This is a genomic window from Mesorhizobium sp. U510 (assembly GCF_059180695.1).
Map to the genome: position 1 here is coordinate 5,165,031 of NZ_CP180532.1, position 19,198 is coordinate 5,184,228.

General features: G+C 62.8%; 19 protein-coding genes and 1 tRNA gene. 8 read left to right on the plus strand and 12 right to left on the minus strand.

All coding sequences use genetic code 11. The features are described from left to right. The first annotated feature begins 4 nt into the window (after positions 1–4). Both ACLGL5_RS26835 and sucD read left to right on the plus strand, forming a co-directional pair. A complete protein-coding gene (locus ACLGL5_RS26835; RefSeq protein WP_064983969.1) occupies positions 5–1,189 on the plus strand; it encodes a malate--CoA ligase subunit beta in 1,185 nt (394 codons plus the stop codon). 14 nt (positions 1,190–1,203) lie between these two features. Continuing rightward, positions 1,204–2,103 carry a succinate--CoA ligase subunit alpha gene (gene sucD / locus ACLGL5_RS26840; protein WP_019858772.1) on the plus strand — a complete coding sequence of 300 codons (900 nt, stop codon included), beginning with the start codon at positions 1,204–1,206 and terminating at the stop codon, positions 2,101–2,103. A 67-nt stretch (positions 2,104–2,170) separates the two neighbouring features. Here sucD and ACLGL5_RS26845 read toward each other — a convergent pair whose 3' ends face one another. The 4 genes from ACLGL5_RS26845 to ACLGL5_RS26860 all read right to left on the minus strand — a co-directional run bounded on the left by ACLGL5_RS26845 (position 2,171) and on the right by ACLGL5_RS26860 (position 4,653). Further along, on the minus strand, positions 2,171–2,308 hold the full coding sequence (locus tag ACLGL5_RS26845; RefSeq protein ID WP_171903299.1) for a hypothetical protein: 138 nt from the start codon (positions 2,306–2,308) through the stop codon (positions 2,171–2,173). Positions 2,309–2,312: 4 nt separating this feature from the next. Next, on the minus strand, positions 2,313–2,807 hold the full coding sequence (locus ACLGL5_RS26850) for a DUF302 domain-containing protein (protein ID WP_069092401.1): 495 nt from the start codon (positions 2,805–2,807) through the stop codon (positions 2,313–2,315). 66 nt (positions 2,808–2,873) lie between these two features. Further along, complete coding sequence (locus tag ACLGL5_RS26855) at positions 2,874–3,734, minus strand: alpha/beta fold hydrolase (protein WP_069092402.1); 861 nt, start codon at positions 3,732–3,734, stop codon at positions 2,874–2,876. Between the two features lie 148 nt (positions 3,735–3,882). Continuing rightward, a complete protein-coding gene (locus ACLGL5_RS26860) occupies positions 3,883–4,653 on the minus strand; it encodes an alpha/beta fold hydrolase (RefSeq protein WP_069092403.1) in 771 nt (256 codons plus the stop codon). Positions 4,654–4,865: 212 nt separating this feature from the next. Between ACLGL5_RS26860 and ACLGL5_RS26865 the strand changes: the two genes are divergently transcribed. The 4 genes from ACLGL5_RS26865 to ACLGL5_RS26880 all read left to right on the plus strand — a co-directional run bounded on the left by ACLGL5_RS26865 (position 4,866) and on the right by ACLGL5_RS26880 (position 8,898). Then, positions 4,866–5,828 (plus strand): AraC family transcriptional regulator, encoded by a 963-nt coding sequence (locus ACLGL5_RS26865; protein ID WP_019858778.1) that lies wholly within the window; start codon positions 4,866–4,868, stop codon positions 5,826–5,828. 153 nt (positions 5,829–5,981) lie between these two features. Next, positions 5,982–6,851 carry a MipA/OmpV family protein gene (locus ACLGL5_RS26870; protein WP_069092404.1) on the plus strand — a complete coding sequence of 290 codons (870 nt, stop codon included), beginning with the start codon at positions 5,982–5,984 and terminating at the stop codon, positions 6,849–6,851. A 17-nt stretch (positions 6,852–6,868) separates the two neighbouring features. Beyond that, the gene (locus ACLGL5_RS26875) at positions 6,869–7,636 is read left to right on the plus strand and encodes a response regulator (RefSeq protein WP_019858780.1); all 768 of its coding nucleotides are present in this window, start codon (positions 6,869–6,871) and stop codon (positions 7,634–7,636) included. Beyond that, positions 7,633–8,898, plus strand: coding sequence for a sensor histidine kinase (locus tag ACLGL5_RS26880; protein ID WP_494372800.1), 1,266 nt, complete (start codon positions 7,633–7,635; stop codon positions 8,896–8,898). The genes ACLGL5_RS26875 and ACLGL5_RS26880 overlap by 4 nt, the downstream gene beginning before the upstream one ends. 86 nt (positions 8,899–8,984) lie before the next feature. On the opposite strand, the gene ACLGL5_RS26885 is transcribed toward ACLGL5_RS26880, so the two are convergent. Continuing rightward, positions 8,985–9,069: transfer RNA gene (locus ACLGL5_RS26885), tRNA-Leu, on the minus strand. A 235-nt stretch (positions 9,070–9,304) separates the two neighbouring features. Between ACLGL5_RS26885 and lipB the strand changes: the two genes are divergently transcribed. Then, entirely contained in the window at positions 9,305–10,048 is a 744-nt protein-coding gene (gene lipB / locus ACLGL5_RS26890) for a lipoyl(octanoyl) transferase LipB (protein ID WP_038647476.1), read from the plus strand. A gap of 11 nt (positions 10,049–10,059) precedes the next feature. Here the strand turns inward: lipB and ACLGL5_RS26895 are convergent, their stop codons facing one another. The 6 genes from ACLGL5_RS26895 to mce form a co-directional block, all read right to left on the minus strand. Then, positions 10,060–11,310, minus strand: a complete 1,251-nt coding sequence (locus ACLGL5_RS26895; protein ID WP_069092406.1) for a site-2 protease family protein — start codon at positions 11,308–11,310, stop codon at positions 10,060–10,062. A gap of 463 nt (positions 11,311–11,773) precedes the next feature. Then, positions 11,774–12,502 (minus strand): ABC transporter ATP-binding protein, encoded by a 729-nt coding sequence (locus tag ACLGL5_RS26900; protein WP_171880380.1) that lies wholly within the window; start codon positions 12,500–12,502, stop codon positions 11,774–11,776. Then, on the minus strand, positions 12,454–13,740 hold the full coding sequence (locus ACLGL5_RS26905) for a lipoprotein-releasing ABC transporter permease subunit (RefSeq protein ID WP_019858920.1): 1,287 nt from the start codon (positions 13,738–13,740) through the stop codon (positions 12,454–12,456). The genes ACLGL5_RS26900 and ACLGL5_RS26905 overlap by 49 nt, the downstream gene beginning before the upstream one ends. Continuing rightward, positions 13,737–15,065, minus strand: a complete 1,329-nt coding sequence (gene proS / locus ACLGL5_RS26910; protein WP_069092407.1) for a proline--tRNA ligase — start codon at positions 15,063–15,065, stop codon at positions 13,737–13,739. Before proS ends, ACLGL5_RS26905 begins: the two co-directional genes overlap by 4 nt. A gap of 653 nt (positions 15,066–15,718) precedes the next feature. Then, complete coding sequence (locus ACLGL5_RS26915) at positions 15,719–16,003, minus strand: DUF1467 family protein (protein WP_069092408.1); 285 nt, start codon at positions 16,001–16,003, stop codon at positions 15,719–15,721. Beyond that, complete coding sequence (gene mce / locus ACLGL5_RS26920; protein WP_069092409.1) at positions 16,000–16,404, minus strand: methylmalonyl-CoA epimerase; 405 nt, start codon at positions 16,402–16,404, stop codon at positions 16,000–16,002. The genes ACLGL5_RS26915 and mce overlap by 4 nt, the downstream gene beginning before the upstream one ends. A 159-nt stretch (positions 16,405–16,563) precedes the next feature. Here mce and ACLGL5_RS26925 point away from each other — a divergent pair, with 159 nt between their 5' ends. Next, on the plus strand, positions 16,564–17,427 hold the full coding sequence (locus tag ACLGL5_RS26925; RefSeq protein ID WP_069092410.1) for an MBL fold metallo-hydrolase: 864 nt from the start codon (positions 16,564–16,566) through the stop codon (positions 17,425–17,427). Positions 17,428–17,448: 21 nt separating this feature from the next. Here the strand turns inward: ACLGL5_RS26925 and ACLGL5_RS26930 are convergent, their stop codons facing one another. Further along, positions 17,449–19,119: a ribonuclease J gene (locus tag ACLGL5_RS26930; RefSeq protein WP_019858925.1), complete on the minus strand. Its 1,671-nt coding sequence runs from the start codon at positions 19,117–19,119 to the stop codon at positions 17,449–17,451. Between the last annotated feature and the right edge of the window lie 79 nt (positions 19,120–19,198).

A 19,198-nucleotide genomic window follows, 5' to 3' on the forward strand; every position in this document is an offset into this window, starting at 1 on the left:
CAAAATGGACATCCACGAATACCAGGCCAAGGAACTGCTCGCCCGGCACGGCGTGCATGTGCCGCGCGGCGGGCTGGCCTACAGCCCCGAACAGGCGACCTACAGGGCGCGCGAGATCGGCGGCGGCAAATGGGTCTTGAAGGCGCAGGTTCATTCCGGCGCGCGCGGCAAGGCCGGCGGCATAAAATTGTGCGCCAATGACGAGGAGATCTCGAGCGCCGCCGAAGCCATGCTCGGGCGCAAGCTGGTGACCCAGCAGACCGGACCGCGTGGCAAGCTGATCTCCCGGCTCTATCTCGAGGAAGCCGTCGACATCGCCCAGGAGCTCTATGTCGGCTTCGTGCTCGACCGCAAGGAAGAGCGCGTCATGATCGTGGCCTCGGCAGCCGGCGGCATGGAGATCGAGGATATTGTCGAGAAAGAACCCAATTCCATCCTGCGCACATCGGTCGACCCCGGCGTCGGCATGCAGCGCTTTCAGGCACGCGAGATCGCCTTCGGGCTCGGCCTCGATCACAATCTGATCGGCAAGGCGACCGAAACCATCTTCAGCTGCTACCAGGTGTTCCGCGACTACGACGCCTCGATGCTGGAGATCAATCCGCTGGTGGTGACGCGCGACGGTAATCTGATCGCGCTCGACGCCAAGATGTCGTTCGACGAGAACGCGCTGTTCCGGCGGCCTGAAATCTCCGAACTGCGCGACAAGAGCCAGGAAGACCCGCGCGAAACTTTCGCCAGCGACCGCGGCCTCTCCTATGTCGGCCTCGACGGCAATATCGGCTGCATCATCAATGGCGCGGGCCTGGCTATGGCGACGATGGACATGATCAAGATCGCTGGCGGCGAGCCGGCCAACTTCCTCGACATTGGCGGCGGCGCCTCGCCCGAGCGGGTGGCGAAATCCTTCCGCGCCGTGCTCGGCGACAAGAATGTCGAGACCATCCTGGTCAACATCTTCGCCGGCATCAACCGCTGCGACTGGGTCGCCGAGGGCGTTATCAAGGCGATCCGCGAGGTCGGCGTCACCGTGCCGCTGGTGGTGCGGCTCTCCGGCACCAAAGCCGAGGAAGGCCGCCGCATCCTGGCCGATTCCGGTGAGGCGGTGATCGTCGCCGACACGCTGGCAGAAGCCGCCGAAAAAGCCGTCGCCGCCTGGCGCGCGGCCGCCAAGAAAAAAGCAGCCTGAGGGAGGTCGAGAAAATGGCAATCCTGCTCAACCGCAGCACCCGCGTCATCGTCCAGGGTTTCACCGGCAAGATCGGCAGCTTCCATGCCGAGGACATGAAACGCTACGGCACCAAGCTGGTCGGCGGCGTCACCCCCGGCAAGGGCGGCCAGACGCATCTCGGCCTGCCCGTCTTTAACACGGTCAAGGGCGCCGTGCGCGAGACCCGCGCGGAGGCAAGCATCGTCTTCGTGCCGCCGCCCTTCGCCGCCGATTCGATCATGGAAGCCGCGGACGCCGGCATCAAACTCTGCGTCTGCATCACCGACGGCATCCCCTCGCAGGACATGATGCAGGTCAAGCGCTATATGCGCCGCTACCGCTTCGAGGACCGCATGCGGCTGATCGGCCCGAACTGCGCCGGCATGATCACGCCGGGACAGGCGCTGATGGGCATCATGCCCGGCAACATCTACCTGCCCGGCCGCGTCGGCATTGTCGGCCGCTCCGGCACGCTCGGCTACGAGGCGGCCTCGCAGATGAAGGCGCTCGGCATCGGCGTGTCGACCAGCGTCGGCATCGGCGGCGACCCGATCAACGGCTCCTCCTTCAAGGACATGCTGAAACTGTTCGAGCAGGACGACGAGACCGACGCCGTGGTGATGATCGGCGAGATCGGCGGACCGCAGGAGGCGGAAGCCGCGATCTGGGCGCGTGACAACATGCGCAAGCCGCTGATCGCCTACATTGCCGGCCTCTCCGCCCCGAAAGGCCGCCGCATGGGCCACGCCGGCGCCATCATCTCGGCCTTCGGCGAGTCGGCGCAGGAGAAGGTCGAGATCCTGAAGGAGGCAGGCGTGATCATCGTGCCGACGCCGTCGTCGTTTGGCGAGGTGGTTGCGGATACACTGGCGCGGATGAAGAAGGCGGCGTGATTTCCGCGCCTCTCCACGCTGGGGGGCTCTCACATAAGCCCGCGCGAGCCTCCCGGAGAGTCGGCGATCACCCTTGCCAGGCACCGCCCGCCGAGAATTGAAACCCCAGCGCCGTGCCGGGCGTGCCAGGCCCCAGCGGCAGCAGCGCCAATGCCATGTCATGGCCAAACGCGTGGGAGTAATCTGCCGCCGGAAGCGTCACCATGAGCTTAGTTTGCGCATTCGCGTAGCAAGGTTGTGATTTTCGCATCAAGATCGCGAGCGACGGCAAGAGCCTCCAAACTACCATAAGGGAGCAGACAACTCTCCATTTTGTCGTAGGAGACGTGCACGCCATCGGGACGTTCATCAACAAGGATTGTGACTGGAGCGTAAGATCCAGCATCGGGAACGTGCTTGACCATTTCTTTCATGATGAGTGGATTGCCCACCAGGAACCGCATGCTCCTGGGAGTCTCGGTTCCAGTTTCGCGGCGCAGAATGGCGCCCAAGTCGAATTCCGCGAAAAGCATGAGACCTGTGCGGCCCAGGCCGCTTTGCACAACGCGCTCCAAATCCGAGAAGGAATTTGCAGCCCTCGTCGCCTTGAAAAATTCGACAATGTCAGGTTGCCCGACCGCTGACTTGAGCGCGGCCACAACGGCGTCGAATGGTTTGGAACACGTCAGGCTGAAACGCTCAACCTCGACCTTTGCGATTGTCATTTCTTTCTCCGTAACAGCTCTCAAGAATAAAGGTGCGACCGATCGCGCCGAGGTTATGCAGGCCGATTACGCTTCCAGGAAGGTCCGGACGTGGCTGACGAACAATTCGTGGTACTGAAACAGGGCGCCGTGGCCGGAATCGGGATAGAGGACCAGCTGGGCGTTGCTTAGAGCCTTGAACATTGCGTAGGCGTTGTCCGCCGGCAGCATGGTGTCGTGGCTGCCGCTGACCACAAGGGCGGGCTGGCGGATGGCGCGCAGAATGGCGTGCTCGGGATCAGGTGTGGCGCACCAGGTAATAAGCGCCTTGGCCTGCGGATCCGTCACCGCGCCGCCGTTGTCGGTGTCCCGATCCTCCTTACGCGCCTTCGCCCGCTTTAGGAACGCCAGGCCGGCCGACTGGCTGGCGGACGACTTCGTGAAGAATAGTGGCAGGCGGACGTCCGGCGCGTCGGTTTGGGAAAACGCGTCCTGGAGAACCGTCAACAGATGCTCTTCTCCGCCTCTCGGAGCCGTGCCGACGAGGATGAGCTTGCGCACCAGCCGTCCGTGCTCGGCAGCGATCTGCTGGGCGACACAGCCGCCGAGGGAAAAGCCAAGAAGGTCGACTTCGGAGAGGCCGAGCAGTTTGATAAAAGCGACCGCGTCTTGGGCCATCGCCGCGATATTGTCGGGCGTTTGGCCTGTCGAGCGGCCGACCCCGGCGTTATCGAAAGCGATCACCGGTCGATCGGTGGCCAGGACATTCACGACGGCGGGGTCCCACGCGTCGATGTTGCCCGAGAAATGCTGCAGGAGGACAAGCGCAGTTCCGGTCGATGGGCCGAGGCGGCGATAGGCGAAGCGGATTCCGCCGCCTTCGATGTAACGGGTGGGCGCTGTTTCTAGCGTTGCGGCGTCCTGGCTCGAGGTGTCGAACTCAGTCATGTCATCCTCCGGATGCTTGGCACAGATAATCGAGTGGGAGTAGCTGGTGCGGTTTTGGCTAGGTTTGAGCCGCTCGCGGACCAAGGCATTCCGTAGTCCGCCGAGCACGCATGGTGCTCCCGGCACGAAGGCGCCGGGAGCACAATCGTCACTTCACGAGCGCGGCCTTTTCAATCACCGCGGCGACTTCCTTCGCGTGGACGACCAGGGATGCATGGCTGCCGGCGACATCCGTCGTCTGGGCCTTTATCCTTTCGGCGAACAGCTTCTGGACCTCGGGTGCGATGACCTTGTCCTTAGTGCTGATCACATAGAACGTCGGTTTGTCGTGCCAGGCCGCCTTATCGACGGGAGCCTCGAACGCCGTGTGGTTCAACGGGAGCTGATGGTTTGCCAAGGATTCGGCGATCTCCGCGGGAAGGTCAGCCGCGACTGCAGAGGGAAACACTTTGGGATCGATGTAGAGGTTGCCCTTTTCGTCGGGATGAATCGCCGCGGCGCCTTCCGTTGCCGGACCGCTCTTGGATAAGCTCGCCAGAGATTCTCCCACGTCGGGCGCGAATGCGGAGACGTAGACGAGCGCCGAGACGTTGGGATCGTCACCTGCCTGCGTGATGACCACACCGCCCCAGGAGTGGCCAACGAGGACGGTCTTGCCGTTCTGTTTCGCAAGCGCCTGTTTGGTGGCATCGACGTCTGCCGCGAGGGAGGTGAGCGGGTTTTCGACGAGCGTGACATTGTAGCCCTTCTTCGTGAGGATATCGGCGACCGGCTTCCAACTCGTCTGGTCGACGAAAGCGCCATGGACGAGCACGATATTGTGGGCCGCCCCCTTGGGCAGTTGAGCTGATTGGGCGGGGGCGGCGACTGTTGCTCCGGCCATGAGGACGGTGGCGACTGAGAGTAGAAGATTTCGCATTGGTTGCTCCTGTTGAGATAACGGACGACGCGGGTCCGAGGAAAGGCAGGCGTGTCGGCAACAGTCGCGGTTCTCCCATCTGCCGCCCGGGTGATGGTTGCGGCGCGACCTGTTGGCTCGACTTGCGATCAACTAATACGTGGAGCACTTGGACGTTAGGCCTCAATCGTCCGAATATTGTGTCCGACCGTCCGTCGTATTAACATCGGAAGATGGACATCCTCGCTGAAGTGCTCGACCGCGTTCGCCTTGGCGGAACCTTGCTGTTCCACTTCGAGCTCGGCCATCCCTGGAATCTGGCATTGCCAGCGCGCCCATACGCCCTGTTCCATTATCTCAGCCGTGGCTCGGCTACCCTCGCGCTCGAAAATGGACGAGAACTTCACATGACCGAGGGCGACTTTGTTGTCGTCACGCGCGGCGAGCCCCATGTGATCTACTCGGATCGTCGGACAGAGCCGTTACCGATTCTCGACATCGATCGACTGGCTGGGCGTCTTGGCCTCATTCGTCACGGAGGCGGCGAGCAGCCGCTCGCGACGATGATCTGTGGCAATTTCACCGTGGCGCGGCCCTCGCGCGGCAGCGTGTTGGAATTGCTTCCGCCCCTGCTTCTCCTGAAGCCGACGGAAGACGGCGGATGGCTCGATGCGATTCTGCAACGCATGGTGAGCGAGGCGGCGCACGCGCGTCCCGGCCAAGGCGTTGCACTCTCACGACTGACAGAAGTGCTCTTCGTCGAGGTGCTGCGAAGCTGGATCAAGTCGCTCGACCCCGGGGAAGGCGGTTGGCTGGGGGCGATGGCGGACCCGCACATAGGACCGGCACTTCAGTTGATCCACGAACGACCGGATCGACCCTGGACGCTTGGCGAGCTCGGGCAAAGCGTGGGACTTGGTCGTTCGGCGTTTTCGGCTCGCTTCACCAAGCTCGTCGGGGAGTCCATGTACCGTTATCTGATCTCACGCCGGATGTCGGAGGCCGCATTTCTGCTCGAAACGAGCGACGAGGGGATTGCACGGATTGCGGCCCGTGTCGGCTATGAGACCGCGGCCGCGTTTTCGAAGCTATTCCATCGACATCACGGCCTTTCGCCTGGCCGTTATCGAGCAGCTCGCCGCTCTGACGGTGGCCGGAGGCAAGAGGACGTTCTGGAAGCAGAAGTCGTCGATTGACCTCCCGCGCTTGTGGTGGCGCGCTTCTACACGAGCCGAGATCAGGCCAAGATTGCGCAACAAAACTTAACATCACTTCACGCATGCAGCCATTTTCACCTGAAATAGTCCGGAGCATCGGGGCTCTTACTGCCTCCCTGCTCTGGAGCATGCATGTTCAAATTGGTTTCTGGGACCTTCGCCGGCCGGGCCTCTCTCGCGGCGATGGCAATCGTGTTTTCAACGCATTCTGAGATCGTGCAGGCGGCGGACGCCATTGCCGTCGACACCGATGCCGACGATACCGGGGATCTGACCCCGCAGCCCGATCCTTCGCGTTTCGGGCGCTTCGAACAGAAACTGGCCGACTGGCATGTCGTCCTGGGCGGCGGCGCCATCATCGTTCCCAAATATGAGGGCAGCAACGAGTTCAAGGTCATGCCGGTCCCTTTCGTATCGGCGACATTCCTCGACACGGTGAGGGTAGATCCGACGGGCGCCAACATCGCCGTCTATGAACACGGGCCGTTCGAACTCAGCGCGCGGCTTGGCTATGACATGGGCCGCAAGGAGGACGATGCCGATCGTCTGCGCGGCCTGGGGGATGTCGACATGGGCGCGGTCGTCGGGGCCAAGGCGGCGGTGAAGTTCGGCCCGGCGAAAATCTACGCGCAATTGGACAAGACCATCGGCGGCAGCGACGGCATGCAGGGCACGCTTGGCATCGAGGTGACCCAGCCTCTGTCCCAGTCATGGATGGTCGGCGCGGGCGCATCGGTCGTCTTCGCTGACGAAAAATACATGCAGGCCTATTTCGGCGTCACGCCGGAGCAATCGGCTCGCTCGGGATTGACCCAGTATGATGCCCGCGCCGGGTTGAAGCGCGCCGATTTTTCGATTTCCGCCACATATACGCTCAATCACAACTGGATGGTGCGTGGCCAGGCGGGGGTGGGCATTCTCATGGGGGACGCTGCCGACAGCCCTGTTGTCGTCGACAAGGTCCAGCCCTCGGGGATGCTTCTCGTCGGATATCGGTTTTGATGCCCACACATAATACAATGCAGGCCGCGGTAAGCTCCAGCCGGATCGATCTGAACGCCGAGTTCAAATCGCCGAGGCAAGGCCCGCAGATCCTCATTGTCGAAGACGACATCGAGATCGCCCGCATGCTGGGCGAGACGCTGACGGAAAACGGCATGATCGTCGAAATCGCCGGCAACGGCGTCCGCATGAACGCCGCGCTTCGCAACCAGAAATTCGATCTCATCGTGCTCGATATCATGCTGCCTGGCGAGAACGGCCTCAGCATCTGCCGCCGGCTTCGCGCGCAAACGAACGTTCCGATCCTGATGCTGACGGCGCTTGGCGAGGAAATCGACCGCATCTTCGGACTGGAGATCGGCGCCGACGATTACGTGACCAAACCGTTCAGCGCGCGCGAACTGACCGCAAGGATAAGGGCCTTGCTGCGCCGCACGGCTTACGCTCCCGACGAACGGGACCGCACAAGGGTGCTTCGCTTCAACGGCTGGCGCCTCGATCCCGTTCGCCGGCAATTGCATGATCCCAGCAATGCGCGGGTTGCGACCACGACGCATGAATTCGATCTTTTGCTGGCGTTCTGCCGCAATGCAGGCCGGGTTCTGTCGCGCGAGGAGCTTCTCAGCGTCACCCATGCCGGGCTTGCCGGCCCGATCGAGCGAAGCGTCGATGTCCATGTCAGCCGGATTCGCCAGAAGATCGAAAAGGATGCGCGCGATCCCGTTCTCCTCAAGACTGTCCGGCTGGGTGGCTACATCTTCACCGCCACGGTGGAGGAAGCGTGAGGCGCTTGGTCCGCCGCTTCCTGCCGCAGTCGGTGCGTGGGCAGTTCGCGGCAATTATTTTCATGGCGGTGATCGCGATCATGTCCGTCGGATCGGTCGTCGAGGGTTTGATAGCGAATGTCGACCTTCCCGTGGTGGAAGACAGCGCCAGGCGGGCTGGCGTTGTCGCTGCCTTGTTGCGCGAAACGCCAACCGAAGCCCGCGGCGCTGTTCTGGCTGCGGCGACACGCGCCGGCTTTGATTTCAAGATCCTGCCCAGGGAGCAGATCAGCACTATTCCAGATTCCTATCTGCAATGGCGAAGCATCGGATGGCTTCTTCAGATCGAGAGCGGCTCGATCCCTGGGCGCTGGATAAGGATCGGCCGCCAATATGCGTTTGTCATCGACCTGGACCAGCAGAGCGTCCTGGCGCATTTCGGCATGCCCAATTCCTGGCTGACATCAGGCTTCGTCCGTGTCTCGTTCTACAGGTTCATGGCTTTCGTCGCCCTGCCCGTGTTGATCTGGCTATTTGCGGTCTGGGCCGTGACGGAGCCATTGAAGCGCATCTCGAACGCAGTGGGGGAAGCCGAGATCGAGAATGGCAACGAACTTTTCGCCGAACGCGGCTCCATCGAAATGGTCGGCCTGGCGCGCGCGCTGAACAGGATGAGAACGCGTATCCGCACCATGATCGAGAACCGCACCCGCATGCTGCGCAGCGTCAGTCCCGTTCGAGCCGCCATATTGTCCGACGTCCGGCACATCGAGGATCTGATCGACGAGACCCTGACCTATCTGCGCAACGACGTCTCGACCGAAAAGCTGCAGCGGGCCGACATTGCCAGCGTGCTGCAGACCGTCTGTGCCGAATTCTCCGATGTCGGGTTTTCGGTTTCCTATTCCGGACCGGACAGGCTTCTGGGCTGGTGCAAACCCAATGCGCTGGCGCGCGCCATCACCAATTTATGCGACAACGGGGTCAAATTCGCCGGCAACGTCACCGTCGCCTTGACGCAGACCGACTCGGCGGCGCGTATCGCGGTGGGCGACGATGGGCCGGGAATTTCGATGACGGCGCGCTCGCGCGTTTTCGAACCCTTCTTCAAGGAGGATATGTCGCGCGGCGTTGCGTCGAAACACGGTTTCGGTCTCGGCCTCCCGATCGTGGCAGATATCATCCAGGGTCACGGCGGCAAGATCGAGTTGCACGACAACCAGCCAAGCGGCCTCGTCGTGACCGTCGATCTGCCGAATGGACCCGAGGTCCGGCCCTTATAGAGCGGCCGGCACCGTGCTCAGGGTCTGATGATCGCCAGATTGCCGGAGGTTATTTCAAGGCGTCCGAAGGCTTGCTTCAGGAAATTTGGTGCGGTCGAGAAGACTCGAACTTCCACGGGTTGCCCCACAGCGACCTCAACGCTGCGCGTCTACCAATTCCGCCACGACCGCACGTGGTAGGAGCCGGAACCGACCGGCTCGCGGCGTGTAGCAAATCGTTTCCGGCGAAACAAGTGCGCGATGCGCAATAATCTCAACCGATTGGCATATCGGTCCACAGGATCGGAATGAGCATGCGGAACTGGACGTTTGCGTCCGATATCGCCATATGGGAGGCGAATGCATGTTGCCCGAAAGCGCGAGGCGGTTTTGGGATCGCGGCATGCATGAACAAAAACGAAGAACCATGACAGAACGCAGCCAGATCGCCACGTCGTTCCTGCCGCTCCCCGGTTCGGCACCGGTGGAGTGGCGCATCGAGCCCGGCCTTACCGCCTACCCCGAAGCACTGGCCTTCATGGAAGCGCGGGCCGAGGCGATCCGCAGCGGGGCCGCCGGCGAAATGGTCTGGCTGGTCGAGCATCCCCCGCTCTACACTGCCGGCACCAGCGCCCGCATCGAGGACCTGATCGAGCCTGATCGCTTTCCCGTCTTTGCCGCCGGACGTGGCGGCGAATACACCTATCATGGGCCGGGCCAGCGGGTCGCCTATGTCATGCTCGACCTGAAACGGCGGCGCGAGGATGTGCGCGCTTTCGTCGCCGCGCTCGAACAATGGATCATCGGCACGCTCGCCGCCTTCAACGTGCGCGGCGAACGCCGCGAGGACCGGGTAGGCGTGTGGGTGGTGCGGCCTGATCGCCCTGCCCTGCCGGACGGCTCGCCGGCGGAGGATAAGATCGCCGCGATCGGTATCCGGCTGCGGCGCTGGGTGAGCTTTCACGGCATCGCCATCAATGTCGAACCGGAGCTCGAGCATTTCGGCGGCATCGTTCCCTGCGGCGTCCAGGACCATGGCGTCACCAGCCTCGTCGACCTCGGCCTGCCCGTCGGCATGGCCGATCTGGATCTGGCGCTGAAATCAGCCTTCGAGGATGTTTTTGGTCCCGTGGCGGCCTTGTCGGCCGAGGCTGCCCGCAAGACGGGTTGATCCTTTCCAGCTCAAAGCAATTGCGCCGACGCCCACAGAACGCCGCAGCCATGGATGACGAACGCCGCCAGCAGTGCGCCGGCGATGGCGAAGCGGTCGACGGTACGGATAGGCTTCAGCTCGTAACGCGGCTTCACCCCGCTGCCCATCGTCAGCAGGCTTAGGATTGAAAAGACCGCTCCCGTCGCCAGCAGAAAGCCGGAGGAAAAGCCGGCCCGCCAGCCCACCGCCAAAAATGCCGAGAGCAGGAAGAACGAGGCCAGCGCCAGCGCGACCGGCCCCGGGCAGATCTGGCGCAGCACCTGGCCGCCATCGAACTTCCACACCGGCACCAGATTGGCGATGTTGAACAGGGCCGCACAGCCTGCCAGCGCCGCCAGCAGCGCGGCCGCGCCCTTATGCCCCTCGCTGCCGGCCAGCGCACTGGCGGCGATGACGATCGGCACCAGGAAGGCGGAAAAACCCGCCCCCATCAGCGCCACGAAGGCCACTTCGAAACGGCTGTTGTAGGGCCGGCCGCCAATGGCGATGCCGCCGAGCAGCGGGATGAAGATCATCCGCGCCTTGCGGTGGCCCATCAGCCGGAATGCCGCCATGTGGCCAAGCTCGTGCAGGGCAACGACCGACGTCAGGATGGCGGCCAGCGCCAGCCCCCCGAGGTGAAGGCCGAAGAACGGCCACAAGATCAATGCCGACAGCACGGCAAAGCCGACCTGGCTCAGCGGATGCTCGAACCAACCGCCCTTGCGGTACTGCCCGGTCATCGCCCAACGCTGCAGCTTGGACAGTTCGCGGCGCATGGCGAAATAACGGAACACCAGAAAGGCAACACCGCGGTAACGATCCGTCCGGCCGAGCGTTACCCGCGCGCCGCTGCCTTCGGAGACGAGCTCGGCGGTTTCGCGATAGTCTTTCCAGAACGAGGCATCGAGCGCCGTATCCTCAAGCACGCGCATCGAGAAGCGGCTGCCCTCGACGACATCGTCAAACCGCGCCCTGCGCTCGATCGGCTTGCCGTCGCGGCCTTCCCACGACAGCATGATGCGGGACACACCCTCCCCGTCCAGCGGCTCGGCCGACAGGATCTCGCCGGACCAGCCGGCATCGCTGCCAAGCGGCCATAGCGCCTGCCAGAGTCGCTGGCGGTCCATCGCAATCACGCGGCTGACCCTGACCGTGCGCGAACCAAGCGGCACGGTCATCAAGAGAAAGATCAGCCCGAGATTGCTGGCCACCAGAATGGCCGTGACGATGGGCGACACCTGAATGTTGCTCCCTGCCTGAGAGGCGCACCCTAGCGCCGCGGCGGCAAGAAAGGCTTAACGGGAAAGCGGACTTCATCCGCCAGGAACGACGGCGGCGAGAGCCGCCAGATCACATGGCGCCGATCCAGATCGCCATGGAAATGAGGAAAGTGCTCATGCAAACCAGTGAGATGACATCCTGAACCAGATCGGTCATAACTCTCTCCTGTTGTTGATATGTTCGCAATTTGTTCTAATTTTGTTTCAATGTCAACGCGCAGAATCCGGTCCCGGCAAGAATCTCCGGGCGATCAGATCGGCAGGGTTAAGGAAAGGTTGATGGCGAGACGCCTATCAACAGGTCACGATAGTGAATGGCGACAGGCCCTCGGCGAGGTCTAGAAAGCCATATGAAGATTCGGCCAAACCCATCTTCGCGGATGTGTCGATATTCGGTCAATTCGCCTGATATCGGCACAGCCTAAAGCGGCACGACCTTGCCGTCGGCGAGCGTGACGCGCCGGTCCATGCGCGATGCCAGCTCGTGATTGTGGGTGGCGATCAGCGCCGCCAGGCCCGATTGCTTGACCAGCGCGCCCAGCGCCTCGAAGACATAGGAGGCGGTGACCGGGTCGAGATTACCGGTCGGCTCGTCGGCCAGCAGCACCAGCGGAGCATTGGCGACGGCGCGGGCAATGGCGACGCGCTGCTGCTCGCCGCCGGAGAGTTCGGACGGCCGGTGCGAGGCGCGCTTGCCGATCTGCATATAGTCGAGCAGTTGCGCGGCGCGCTCGGCCGCTTCCTTGCGCGGCAGGCCCTTGATCAGCTGCGGCATCATGATGTTTTCCAGCGCGGAAAACTCCGGCAGCAGATGGTGGAACTGGTAGACGAAGCCGACATCGTTGCGGCGGATTGACGTGCGTTCGTCGTCGGAGAGCCGCCCGCAGGCCCGGCCGGCCAGGATCACGTCGCCTGCGTCGGGGCGTTCCAGCAGGCCGGCCGTATGCAGCAGCGTCGACTTGCCGGTGCCGGATGGCGCCACCAGCGCCACCATCTCGCCGCGCTTCAGCGAGAAATCGGCGCCGTTCAAAATGGTGAGCTTGCGCGGCCCCTGGACATAGTGCCGCTCGACGCTCTTCAGCTCGATAATGATCTCGGCCACTACTCGTACCTCAAGGCTTCGACCGGATCGAGGCGGGCGGCCCGCCATGCCGGAAACACCGTTGCCAGGAAGGACAGCCCAAGCGCCATGATGATGACATAGGTCGTCTCGCGCGGATCCATCTTCGCCGGCAGCTGGCTGAGGAAATAGAGCTCCGGGTTGAACAGCACCTTGCCGGTCATCCAGGAGAAGAACTGGCGGATCGATTCGATGTTGGTGCAGATGACGACGCCGAGCAGCACGCCGGCGAGCGTACCGGTGACGCCGATCGCCGCCCCCGTCATCAGGAAGATGCGCAGGATGGCGCCGCGCGAGGCGCCCATGGTGCGCAGGATGGCGATGTCGTGCCCCTTGTCCTTCACCAGCATGATCAGTCCCGAAATGATGTTGAGCGCCGCCACCAGCACGATCAGCGTCAGGATCATGAACATGACGTTGCGCTCGACCTGCAGGGCGGAAAAGAAGGTCTCGTTGCGCTGGCGCCAGTCGACCATGTCGATCGGCCGCTGCGCTGCCTCTTCCACCTTCGGTTTCAGCGCGTCGACATTGTCGGGATTGTCGACATAGATCTCGATCGTCTGTGCGCGGCCATCCATGTTGAAATAGAGCTGCGCTTCGGAGAACGGCATGTAGACGATGGACGTGTCATATTCCGACATGCCGACTTCGAAGATCGCCGCGATCTTGTAGCCTTTCATGCGCGGCGTCGTGCCGATCGGCGTTACGTCGCCATCGGGCGAGATGAGCGTGATGGTGTCGCCCAGCGTCAGGCCGAGATTCTCGGCCATGCGCTTGCCGATGGCGACGCCCTCGCCCGAATCGAAACCGGCGAGCGAACCCTGCTTGATGTTGTTGGCGACGATGGCGATCTTGCCGAGATCTTCGCCCCTGATACCGCGCACCAGTGCGCCCGTGCCGCCGCCGACATTGCCTTGCGCCAGCACCTGGCCGTCGATCAGCGGAATGGCGTATTTGACGCCGGGCACGCCGTTGATGCGGCCGGCAACCTGGGCGTAGTCCTCAAGCGGCGAGTCGAGCGGCTGCACGATCAGATGGCCGTTGACGCCAAGGATGCGCGTCAAAAGCTCGGCGCGGAACCCGTTCATCACAGCCATGACGACGATCAGCGTCGCCACCCCCAGCATGATGCCGAGGAAGGAGATCGAGGCGATGACCGAGATCACCGTCTCCTTGCGCCGCGAGCGCAAATAGCGCCAGGCAACCGTGCGCTCGAAGAAGGAGAACGGGCCGGCGCCCGCTGATCTTGCCGCCGCCGCCTCGCTCATGCGGCGACACCGAAGCGTTTTTTCGCATCGGCGATCGGCAGCGTTTCGCGCTCGCCGGTCCTGCGATTCTTGATCTCGACCTCGCCGGCGGCCACGCCGCGCGGTCCGACGATCACTTGCCAGGGCAGACCAATCAGGTCGGCGGTGGCGAACTTGCCGCCCGGCCGCTGGTCGGTGTCGTCATAGAGCACGTCCTTGCCGGCGGCGGTGAAGGCGGCATTCAGCTCTTCACTGACACGGTCGCAATCGGCGTCGCCCACTTTCATGTTGATCAGGCCGATGTCGAACGGCGCCACCGCGTCGGGCCAGACGATGCCGTTCTCGTCATGGCTGGCTTCGATGATCGCCGCGACCAGGCGCGACGGGCCGATGCCGTAGGAACCGCCGGAGGCGAAATGGTCCTTGCCGTCCGGTCCGGTCACCTTGGCGCCCATCGGCTTGGAATACTTCTCGCCGAAATGGAAGATGTGACCAACCTCGATGCCGCGTGCCGAAACCTTGTCGCTCTCGGGCACCCTTTCCCAAGCTGCTTCGTCATGCATCTCGTCGGTGGCGGCGTAGGGCGTCGTCCATGTCTTGACGATATCTGATATCTCGCCGTCATTGGCGAAGTCGGTATTGGGGCCCGGCACGGCAAGCGAAAGATAGTCGCGATGGCAGAAAACCTGGCTTTCGCCGGTATCGGCCAGGATGATGAATTCATGGCTGAGGTCGCCGCCGATCGGCCCGGTGTCGGCGCGCATCGGAATCGCCTGCAGGCCCATGCGCGTAAACGTCCTGAGGTAGGAGACGAACATCCTGTTGTAGGCAGCCCTCGCGCCCTCGAAGTCGAGGTCGAAGGAATAGGCGTCCTTCATCAGGAACTCGCGCGAGCGCATGACGCCGAAGCGTGGCCGCACCTCGTCGCGGAACTTCCACTGGATGTGGTAGAGGTTGAGCGGCAAATCCTTGTAGGACTTCACATAGGCGCGGAAGATCTCGGTGACCATTTCCTCGTTGGTCGGGCCGTAGAGCATGTCGCGGTCCTGGCGGTCCTTGATGCGCAGCATCTCCTTGCCATAGTCGTTGTAGCGGCCGCTTTCGCGCCACAGATCGGCCGACTGGATGGTCGGCATCAGGATTTCCAGCGCGCCGGCGCGGTTCTGCTCCTCGCGGATGATCTGGCAGACCTTGTCCAACACCCGCTTGCCAAGTGGCAACCAAGAAAAACTGCCCTGCCCCTGCTGGCGGATCATGCCGGCACGCAGCATCAGCCGATGCGAGACGATCTCGGCCTCGCGCGGATTTTCTTTGAGGATAGGCAGGAAATAGCGCGACAAACGCATGGACTGGTCCGTGAATGAGAACGGCCACGCCAGAATCGGCGCGACGCAGGCTTGCTTGCCCCGGCTTCATAGCCATTTCATGACGGAATGGAAACCCGGGCATGGCGGCACATTAGCGCGCTACGGCCCGGAATCCTCCGGTTTCCGGACCATGACGTGCCGGCATCGGGCATGCCGAACCTCTTCGGTTTGGCCGCCAATTCTTTGCGCGCGTCAATCCAGAACATGCCGCAAAGGCTCCGCCGAGCCTTGCTGGTCGTTTCCCAAGCAAAGCATGCCATACTATTGTGCAGTGCAGCACGAGAATGCCTGTTTCGAGGCAAAATTCTTCGTGACATTTTCATTCGGCTTAGGCTAGTGTGCCGCGATAACCGAGAGGGCGGAGAAAAATCTGCTCTCCTACGCGGTCAAAGTCTTGGGAGGATGCGATCTAGGCGCGGTTACTCGCTGCCGCCGGAAACCGGAAACAGATCGGACGCGTTTAATTGCAAGGCCTCGTGCCTTGCATTTTTTTTGTGCAATCATCTGGTTAGCGTGGCGTGCTGTCAGAACACATGACCTAACGTCAGCAAGCGGTCAGCCGTGAAGCATGGCAGCGTCTCGACCCTCATCCGCGGCGCATCGACGTCGTCGTCGCACTCTCGCCGGGCGATCTATTTCGCCGGGGTCTGGCCGAAATCCGGCACGATATGCGGGATGTCGTTGAGGCTGTAGCCCAGCCCGTGCGTCACCCCATAGAAAATGCCCATGAGGATCGCCGTGGCGATGGTGGTGCGGATCACCGCGCGCAGCATGTGCGGCCCGCGCGGCGCGCTTGGAACCGTGCCCAGTGTCACGTCATGATCGTCGTCCTGCGTCCTGACGCTAAACGGCAGTACGGCGAACAGCACCACCCACCAGGTCGCGAAAAACAGGGCGGTGAACGAAACCCAGCTCATGATTGCTCCAGTTCGATCAGCGTGCCGAAGAAATCCTTCGGATGCAGGAACAGCACCGGCTTGCCATGCGCGCCGGTTTTCGGATTGCCGTCGCCCAAAACGCGCGCGCCTGCGGCCTTGAGCTGGTCCCGCGCGGCCAGGATGTCGTCGACCTCGTAGCAGAGATGATGCATGCCGCCTGACGGGTTCTTCGCCAGGAACGCGGCGATCGGCGAGCCCTCGCCCAGCGGTTCCAGCAATTCGATCTTGGTGTTGCCGACATTGACGAACACCACCGTGACGCCATGCTCCGGCAAAGCCTGCGGCTCCGTCACTTCGGCGCCAAGCGTGTTGCGGTAGGCGGCAACGGCGGCAGCCAGATCCGGCACCGCAAGCGCGACATGGTTCAGCCGTCCGAGCATGTGGGAGCTATCTCTCTTCTGTCCACTGGCTGGCGTCATACGTCAAATCGGCTGAGATCAACAGCCATTCACGAGGCGCGCACTGTCGCACTTTGGTGAACATTCGGCCGAATCACGATCGAGGCTATTCCGGCCCACAACCGCAAAGTACAAACGGCAATGTCTTACATCCGCCCTGCCCGCGCCCGCGTTTTCACCTTCGATCTCGGCTCATTCAAGATTGCCGCCTTGCTCGACGCTGTCGATATCAGAGACAATCTTGCAGCAGCCTTCGCGGCCGGACAGCCGCCAACCGCGGTGCAGCAACTCGCGGTCTCGAACTTCATCGACCGGGATCGATTCGAGCACTGCTTCATCCCGACGCTGATCGACACCGGATCCGAAAGGATCCTGTTCGACACCGGATGCGGCGATGAGGGCAGTTCACTCCTGGAGTGCTTGCAGGACCTTGGGCTTGATCCTGACGATATCGACGTGGTGGTCATCACCCACGGCCACCCGGACCACATCGGTGGGCTTGTCAGCAACGGTAGACCTGTTTTCAGCCAGGCACGCTATGTGTTCGGCGCGGCTGAATTCGCTTTCTGGACCGAGGCAACAACGGTGCGCCCGGCCAGGTTGGCCAACCGTGATCTGTTCCGGCGGATTTGCACCGGACTGGCCGACCGGGCAACGTTCATAGCGCCTGGAGATGAGGTGCTGCCGGGCATTACCGCCATCGACGCGTCAGGCCATTCCCCCGGCCTGCTGGCATTTCTCGTCGAAAGCGGCGGCCAGCGATTGCTGATCTGGTCGGATGCGTTCCTGCACTATGTCGTGTCCATCCAGCATCCGGAATGGCATGCGGATTTCGATGATGACAAGGAACGGGCGATCGAGACCCGCAAGCGTTTGCTGAAGATGGCGGCGGACCAGCGCCTGCTGGTCGCCGGCCATCACATGCCGTTTCCAGGCCTGGGCTACATCGAAGCGGTGAACGGCTCTTTTCGCTGGCTCCCGGTCAGCTATCAGCTGAACGTCTAGAGCCGCGAACCAGCGCTACCCTCATCTGGTGACGAACACCGTCACCAGCGGCTTCTTGCCCCAGGCTTCGTTGGCGGCGCCGCGCACCGCGCGCCGCACCGCTTCCTGTACCAGGTCGAGGTCCTTGCGCCGCTGGCGGGGAATCGAATCGACCGCACCGACGGCCGCATCGATCATCAAATCCTCCAGCGTCTCGCCGCTGGCGTCGGCCTCGGCGACCCCGATGGCGACCAGATCGGGATCGCCGGCGAGCTCGTATTTGTCGTCGAGCACGACATTGACCGCGACATGGCCGGCAAAGGACAGTTTGCGCCGGTCGCGAATGCCCATCGCCTGGTCGGTGCCGATCAGATTGCCGTCCTTGTAGATGCGGCCGAACGGCACCTGGTCGATGATGGTGGCGGGGCCGGGAGCGAGCCGCAGCATGTCGCCGTCGCGCACCTGCGCCACCTGGCCGATGCCGGAGGTCGACATCAGCGAGCCCTGCGCCACCAGATGCGCCGCCTCGCCATGCACGGGAACGCCGATCTTTGGGCGCACCCACTCATACATCTTGCGCAACTCGCTGCGCCGGGGATGGCCGGAGACGTGCACCAGGGCGTCGCCGTCCTCGATGATCTTGATGCCGAGATCGATGAGGCGGTTCTTGATCTCGAGGATCGCCTTCTCATTGCCGGGTATGGTGCGTGAGGAGAACACCACCGTGTCGCCCGCCGTCAGCGACACCGATTTCATCTCGTCGCGCGACAGTTTCGCAAGTGCTGCCAGCGGCTCGCCCTGGCTGCCGGTGCAGATGATGACCAGGTTTTCGCGCGGGATGAAGCCGAAATCCTCCTCGGCAATGAATTCCGGCAGGCCGTCCATATAGCCAAGCTCGTCGGCAACGTCGATAACGCGCTTCAACGAGCGGCCGAGCACCAGGCACTGGCGGCCGGCATCGCGCGCCGCCTTGGCGATGGAGACGATACGCCCGACATTGGAGGAGAAGGTCGTCACGGCGACACGGCCGACGGCGCTCTGGATGACGCCCTTGAGCCCCTCGCCAACCGCCACTTCCGACGGCGATTCCCCTTCGCGCAGCGCATTGGTCGAATCGCAGATCAGCGCCAGCACGCCCTTGTCGCCATAGGCACGGAAGCGCGCCTCGTCGGTCTTCGGCCCGATCGTCGGTTCTGGGTCGATCTTCCAGTCGCCGGTGTGGATGACCGTGCCGGCTGGCGTGGTGATGGCCAGCGACATCGGCTCGGGGATGGAGTGCGCCACCGGAATGGCTTCGATCTCGAACGGACCGACGGTGAATTTCTCCCCGGCCCGGTATATCGTCAGCGGAATCTTCGGCGCCCCCTGCTCGCCCTGCCGCTTGGCTTCCAGCAGCCCGGCACTGAACGGCGTCATCCACACGGGGGCCTTCAGCCTCGGCCAGATGTCGAGCAGCGCGCCATAATGGTCCTCATGCGCGTGGGTGATGATGATGCCGCGCAGATTGGCGAGGTTCTCCTCGATGAAGCGCGTGTCGGGCAGGATCAGGTCGACGCCCGGATGCGCCGCGTCGGGAAAGGTGACGCCGACATCGATGACGATCCATTCGCGCGCGCTCGGCGGGCCGTAGCCGTAGAGGGCGAAGTTCATGCCGATCTCGCCGACGCCGCCGAGCGGCACGAAGACGAGTTCGGCGTTTTCCGCTTTCGCCATGATTTTTCCCTTCCTGACCCTCGGGCCAAGCCGTTAAAGCAATTCCAGGAAAAGTGTCTAACGGTTTTCCGTCCGGAAT

Coding starts and splice junctions, on each gene's coding strand:
- ACLGL5_RS26835 (WP_064983969.1), top strand. CDS start 5: ATGGACATCCACGAATACCAGGCCAAGGAACTGCTCGCCCGGCACGGC.
- sucD (WP_019858772.1), top strand. CDS start 1,204: ATGGCAATCCTGCTCAACCGCAGCACCCGCGTCATCGTCCAGGGTTTC.
- ACLGL5_RS26845 (WP_171903299.1), bottom strand. CDS start 2,308: ATGGTGACGCTTCCGGCGGCAGATTACTCCCACGCGTTTGGCCATGAC.
- ACLGL5_RS26850 (WP_069092401.1), bottom strand. CDS start 2,807: ATGACAATCGCAAAGGTCGAGGTTGAGCGTTTCAGCCTGACGTGTTCC.
- ACLGL5_RS26855 (WP_069092402.1), bottom strand. CDS start 3,734: ATGACTGAGTTCGACACCTCGAGCCAGGACGCCGCAACGCTAGAAACA.
- ACLGL5_RS26860 (WP_069092403.1), bottom strand. CDS start 4,653: ATGCGAAATCTTCTACTCTCAGTCGCCACCGTCCTCATGGCCGGAGCA.
- ACLGL5_RS26865 (WP_019858778.1), top strand. CDS start 4,866: ATGGACATCCTCGCTGAAGTGCTCGACCGCGTTCGCCTTGGCGGAACC.
- ACLGL5_RS26870 (WP_069092404.1), top strand. CDS start 5,982: ATGTTCAAATTGGTTTCTGGGACCTTCGCCGGCCGGGCCTCTCTCGCG.
- ACLGL5_RS26875 (WP_019858780.1), top strand. CDS start 6,869: ATGCAGGCCGCGGTAAGCTCCAGCCGGATCGATCTGAACGCCGAGTTC.
- lipB (WP_038647476.1), top strand. CDS start 9,305: ATGACAGAACGCAGCCAGATCGCCACGTCGTTCCTGCCGCTCCCCGGT.
- ACLGL5_RS26900 (WP_171880380.1), bottom strand. CDS start 12,502: ATGGCGGGCCGCCCGCCTCGATCCGGTCGAAGCCTTGAGGTACGAGTA.
- ACLGL5_RS26905 (WP_019858920.1), bottom strand. CDS start 13,740: ATGAGCGAGGCGGCGGCGGCAAGATCAGCGGGCGCCGGCCCGTTCTCC.
- proS (WP_069092407.1), bottom strand. CDS start 15,065: ATGCGTTTGTCGCGCTATTTCCTGCCTATCCTCAAAGAAAATCCGCGC.
- ACLGL5_RS26915 (WP_069092408.1), bottom strand. CDS start 16,003: ATGAGCTGGGTTTCGTTCACCGCCCTGTTTTTCGCGACCTGGTGGGTG.
- mce (WP_069092409.1), bottom strand. CDS start 16,404: ATGCTCGGACGGCTGAACCATGTCGCGCTTGCGGTGCCGGATCTGGCT.
- ACLGL5_RS26925 (WP_069092410.1), top strand. CDS start 16,564: ATGTCTTACATCCGCCCTGCCCGCGCCCGCGTTTTCACCTTCGATCTC.
- ACLGL5_RS26930 (WP_019858925.1), bottom strand. CDS start 19,119: ATGGCGAAAGCGGAAAACGCCGAACTCGTCTTCGTGCCGCTCGGCGGC.